The 5,283-nt window shown below is 31.4% G+C and carries 7 protein-coding genes and 1 tRNA gene; 4 read left to right on the plus strand and 4 right to left on the minus strand.

The window, feature by feature from the left end; all coding sequences use genetic code 11:
• Positions 1-312 precede the first annotated feature (312 nt).
• A complete protein-coding gene (locus tag ACFX40_RS27545; protein WP_377257378.1) occupies positions 313-471 on the minus strand; it encodes a YvrJ family protein in 159 nt (52 codons plus the stop codon).
• Positions 472-673: 202 nt separating this feature from the next.
• On the opposite strand from ACFX40_RS27545, the gene ACFX40_RS27550 reads away from it, so the two are divergent.
• The 4 genes from ACFX40_RS27550 (at position 674) to ACFX40_RS27565 (ending at position 3,030) form a co-directional block, all read left to right on the plus strand.
• Positions 674-1,177, plus strand: a complete 504-nt coding sequence (locus ACFX40_RS27550) for a CAP domain-containing protein (protein ID WP_377257375.1) — start codon at positions 674-676, stop codon at positions 1,175-1,177.
• Between the two features lie 843 nt (positions 1,178-2,020).
• A complete protein-coding gene (locus tag ACFX40_RS27555) occupies positions 2,021-2,173 on the plus strand; it encodes a YjcZ family sporulation protein (RefSeq protein WP_182421864.1) in 153 nt (50 codons plus the stop codon).
• Between the two features lie 283 nt (positions 2,174-2,456).
• Positions 2,457-2,540 (plus strand): YjcZ family sporulation protein, encoded by an 84-nt coding sequence (locus tag ACFX40_RS27560; RefSeq protein WP_263046321.1) that lies wholly within the window; start codon positions 2,457-2,459, stop codon positions 2,538-2,540.
• A gap of 262 nt (positions 2,541-2,802) precedes the next feature.
• Entirely contained in the window at positions 2,803-3,030 is a 228-nt protein-coding gene (locus tag ACFX40_RS27565; protein WP_221778289.1) for a hypothetical protein, read from the plus strand.
• Positions 3,031-3,472: 442 nt separating this feature from the next.
• Here the strand turns inward: ACFX40_RS27565 and ACFX40_RS27570 are convergent, their stop codons facing one another.
• The 3 genes from ACFX40_RS27570 to ACFX40_RS27580 all read right to left on the minus strand — a co-directional run bounded on the left by ACFX40_RS27570 (position 3,473) and on the right by ACFX40_RS27580 (position 5,283).
• A complete protein-coding gene (locus ACFX40_RS27570; RefSeq protein WP_367077648.1) occupies positions 3,473-3,670 on the minus strand; it encodes an IDEAL domain-containing protein in 198 nt (65 codons plus the stop codon).
• Between the two features lie 275 nt (positions 3,671-3,945).
• Positions 3,946-4,566, minus strand: coding sequence for a recombinase family protein (locus ACFX40_RS27575; RefSeq protein WP_221778286.1), 621 nt, complete (start codon positions 4,564-4,566; stop codon positions 3,946-3,948).
• A 646-nt stretch (positions 4,567-5,212) separates the two neighbouring features.
• Positions 5,213-5,283, minus strand: a tRNA-Glu gene (locus ACFX40_RS27580).

Here is a 5,283-nt window from a genome sequence, read left to right on the forward strand (position 1 = left end):
AGTCACCAGTACAATACCGGCAGCTGGCTGTTTAAAAGGTGCTTTGAGTCCTGTCTCACAAACAGGGTGCAGTCCCCGTTCTGCAACAAGGGTTCTTTTTTTGGTGTGTACTGGAAGAGTCATTATGTTAACCATAGTTGTATGTCATATACAGCCTGCAAATAGAAAAAGCTACTAAAAATCAGTAGCTTTTCTATTTGTAGCGAGGATTTCGAGTGGATGCTTCATCGCATCTTGTGTAGTTTACTCTAATTATTAGGTAGTATTCATACTAAGAAATTAATTTAAAAAATAAATTCATAAACCAATTATTTATTGCTTGTCCTGTTCTTTTTCAATAATGATGGCTATATTATTAATAGCTTCTGTTAAATAATCTATTTTCTTTTCAAAGCGTAGTAGAAGATAAAAAGTAACAACAATAGGAAAGCCAAAATTCCCGATAAGATTAAGCCATTGTTCTATCTTAATTACCTCCTTTTAGATACCGTTATTCTATATAATATGCAGCTAAATAAGAAGAGTTTGGACATGTTCTAATACGTGTAAAATGGCTTAATTCATTGATTTCAACCGTTTTTATTCTTGAATAAGAAATTGAGGACAAGCATACAAACCATATTATTTATTTAGAATATTATATTTCATACTAATTAGGGATGGAATGAAACTTATGAAATCAAGATCATCTAGAAGTAAAAGAACAGCAAATAGTGTAACAGAGTATCAATCAAAGAAATCTAAAATATCAAAAGTGAGTAATATTGCAGACTTTTCGTTTCCACATCAAAGTTTTCAAGAACAAGTTGTGACTTTAGTAAACGAAGAAAGAAAGAGATCTGATATTGCGCCTCTTATGATTAATTTAAATTTGAGCAAAGTTGCAAATTTGAAGGCTGTTGACATGAGAGATAATAACTATTTTTCACATTATAGTCCTCAATATGGTACACCTTTTGAAATGTTAAAAAATTTTTGTGGTTCGTATCAATATGCTGCTGAAAATATTGCAGCTGGTTATATAACTCCTCAAGCAGCTTTTGAAGGTTGGAAAAATAGTCCTAGCCATTATGCTAGTATGTTAAATGCAAATTATAAGTACACTGGAATTGGTTATGTTCTTGGCCTAGAATCTAATCGATACAGAGCTTATTGGGTTCAATTGTTTAAAGGCTAATAAAACTTAGTATTTATATAAGGTAAGTCTTTGTAATAACGACGTTTGAACATGCCTTCCTATAGAAAAAGCCATTAAAGTTCTTAGTCTCTAATGACTTTTTTGTTCCGGTAACAGGTTGTATATTAACTAAGGATGTATATTCATAGTCATCCTAAAAAATAAAAAAACCTATATATTCCCAGTCAAAAGAGGCAGTTTTTTTCTGTAGCAGAATTTAATTTTGTGTGTCAAGTTTGGCAATATCTTGTGTAGTTTGCTCAAAAATAAAATTTCATTTTCAATAGACAAGTTACCTAAAGAGAAATAAAGGAATATTATGCAGTTCGAATAAATTTCGTCTCACACTTAGAATCCTTTTAACTTTATTTTTCATCTTCATAATTTACAAAGTCAAAAAAAGAAAAAACAATCTGTATTGGAAGACAGATTGTTTTTTCTTTTGAATTATAGATGGCTTTATCGAAGTGGCATTCCAAGAGCCTTCTCTAATAATATTCAAAACCTTTTCAAATAATGAATTCCAATAAAATCTATTATATTAATTAAACATACATATGATATATATTCTAAAAGACAGAAAAACTCCCGGGCATCAGAGAGTTTTTCTGTCTTTTAACAACTGCAAATTCGTCAGGGAGGTGAACTAATCTGCTGAAATTAAAGGGTATGGTTCTTTCATTCTATGTAAACTAATCTAAAGGGTTTATATATATTTCTATAAAATTAAATTTGCTGATTACATATCGTTACTCCTGTTAGTTCAACGCTTGAGGAATACGGGGAGCATTTTGATTTTCTATACATATTCTAAAAGTATTAAGCATATGGGGGGGTGAATGTATGTTCTTTGGAGGTTATGGTGGCGGTTGCGGCTATGGTTACGGTGGAGGCAGCTGTGGTTTTGGCGGTGGTTTCGCTTTGATCATCGTATTGTTTATTTTATTAATCATTATTGGGGCTTCTTGTTTTGGCGGCTTTGCCGGTGGTTGCTAATAATTAAAGGTTATCTTGCTTTTAATTATTATTTACCTTTATTTCCTATTTAAAAAAGTTAGCTTTGTGCTAGCTTTTTTTATTTGTTAATTATGTATTCATAGTATTATAAACTCTTATATTTATAATACTAAAGAAACTAATGGTAAATAGCAGCAATTTTTTCAAATTGAATTCTAGGAGTAAACATGCTTATAAATATTTACAGATACATATAATGCGTTAGTCCATGTAATTTGTATTCCTACTCCTTTACTTAAATTTTATAAAAAGTAGTGATAGTATTTCTAGTCATGGTGGATGTGGACTTGGTGGATGTTTTGCCATTCTAATTGTTTTATTTATTCTTCTCGTCATTATTGGATAGAGTTGTTTTAGGATGTATTCCTTACTAATTCGAAACACTCCTGATTGCCATATCAAAATCAGGAGTGTTTTGCCGTTCATATCAAAGGGTTTGGAGGTTATTAATATAAATATTGTATAGTATGCGGAAGTGAAAAATTGGCATGGAAAAGTATAATCAATTTTCACATTGTCAAAATATTTTTTCACTGGTAAGCATTTTGCTTATACCAAATTTCATTCTCTTCATAGCATGTACTATAAGGTTATTTGGAGGTGAAGTTATGCCAGGACGTCGTAGTGGAGACCGTCGTACATCTCGTTCTAGATTAGATGGTTTTCGAAGAGGAGATGAAATTCAAGTTTTTTCTGCTGGAAGACAACTTGATGGAAACGGTACGTTTATTCGAGTAGAAAATGGTTTCTTAGTATGGGAAGATAATTCTGGAAATAGAAATGTTACTAGTTTAGAAAGTATCAGTGTTCGTCGAGTAAGAAGACATTATTACTAATATTTTGGACGGGCTATTACTTTGGAAAAGCGGAGTTAACTTAAGTTGGTTTAGTTAAAATAAATTAGTGCTATATTGGAAGATAAAACTACCCAGTAAGTTTTAAATAAGGTGGTTTTATCTTCTTTTTTATAATATATTTCTAAAAAATAAGACAAGGAGGATTTTTATGAGTACTATTATTAATTTTAATGAGTTCCAAAGAAAAAAATGAAGAAGTTTCTTCGCTTTGTTTTAGTAATAGGAGCAATTAGTATCTTCTGTATATTTGCTTACGTACTAATCGTAACAGGAAGATATCCCCCGGCTGAGTATCCTCCCTATATTGAGGCTAAACCATAATAACTGATGATTACCCCCTTATTTAACTTCTCATAAAGGATTTCAATTCGGTTTATTTGTTTATGATTGTAAATGATGAACTCCTATTTATACTTTTTTATTAAGATGCAGATTTAAGTTTATTCGTTAAACGTAAAAAAGCTTCTTTGTCCTTATTCCTTAAGGACTGATCAATTTCTTCAAGGATTTTACCTTTTTTGAAATCATTCATTACTTGACTTAGAAACAATTCGGCTAACATTTCATCAGATATACTTATTTCAGCTTGACTCATTTCATTAGACATATTATTTTCCATAAACTATTAACCCCTTTATCATTTCTTTTTTAAAAACAGTATTTCCTTTTTTCATTGTTTTAATACGAGATTAATAGATAAAATAGCGCGTAGAATAATATGTAATGAAAAACAACCTAACAAAAAGAATAATACTAACACTAGCTCTCCATGACGAAAATAAGTAAATTCTTCACCGAATAGATATTACTTAAATCTTTTCTATAAAACATAATATTTTTTCACTTAGGACTCCGATGCTAATATATACGTTGTTTTAACTATTTTCTTCTTATTTAAATGGTCTCCATATTTATCTTATTTTCGTATTGTTTTACTAATTTATAAAACGTTGTCTTTTTTACATTTGCTTCCTTCATTGCCTGTACAGCTGTAATCTCTTTTTGCTTCCATCGATTATAAGCCTCAATGAATTCTTCGCTGACTTGAGCTTTGGGGCGCCCAAAAGATATACCCTTAGTTAACGCAACATCAATTCCCTCACGTTGACGTTTACGAATACGATCTCGTTCTTCTTGAGCCATCCAAGACAGAATTTGCAGGACTAAATCCGCAATAAACGTTCCCAGACTGTCCTTATACTGAGTTGTATCTAACAACGGCATATCTAAAACTACAATGTCTGCCTCAATCTCTTTTGTGATGGCATTCCATTCCTGGAGAATTTCTTCTTTATTGCGACCGAAACGATCTAAAGAATGAATATAAAGGATATCCCCTTTACGAATCATTCGTTTTAATAATTGATATTGTTCTCGATTGAAGTTTTTTCCGCTTTGTTTATCAATGAAAATATCGCGAGGAGAAATCCCAACTTCCTGCATCAATTGAAGCTGACGACCTTCATTTTGATCTCGGCTGCTTACACGTATGTATCCAAATCTTCTATTTTCCATTTTTATACTCCTTTTGTGGTTCTCTTCATCTTATTTTACCAAAATCGTTCGTAAAAGTGTATAAATTATAGAGAACGTTCGTAATTTATTTTCAAACTTAAACGAACGATAAAAATAATAGATTTCTTATAAAAAAGAAAAGTTCGCAAACGTATACTTTTACGAACGTCTCATTTTTTTATAACTACTGTTAAATTTATACAAATAATGAATAACCAAATAAAATACGTTATGAAATATAAATAAGGAATTAATACTGAGTACCATTTGAAGGAGTTATCAATAGGAAAGTGAAGAAGAAATTATTTTCCGATTCTTACTTTGTTAGTATTATTTAGGATAGTTTTTGATCAAATTCGGAGAATACTTTTTCCATAGTTCCCTTAACAAACCCACTTTAATTGTCGAATGTTTTATCCGTATCTGCAATTTTTTTATCCAACAGCTACAGGATTAAGCATTTCCTTTCTTCCAATTTCTATAAATTCAATAGAACCCCCTAAATTCGGTACTGTTGAGGGGATGGCTATCATAGCTAAACCTACAGCAGTAGCTGCCACAGCTTATTTTTTTTCACCATATAAAAACCCATCATTTATCTACCACAAATAAAAGAGCAGTTTGCAAATGCAAACTGCTCTTTTGATGACCCGTACGGGATTCGAACCCGTGTTACCGCCGTGAAAGGGCGGTGTCTTAACCGCTTGACCAACGGGC

It is taken from the genome of Priestia sp. YIM B13552 (assembly GCF_042787775.1).
Lineage (GTDB): Bacteria > Bacillota > Bacilli > Bacillales > Bacillaceae_H > Priestia > Priestia megaterium_E.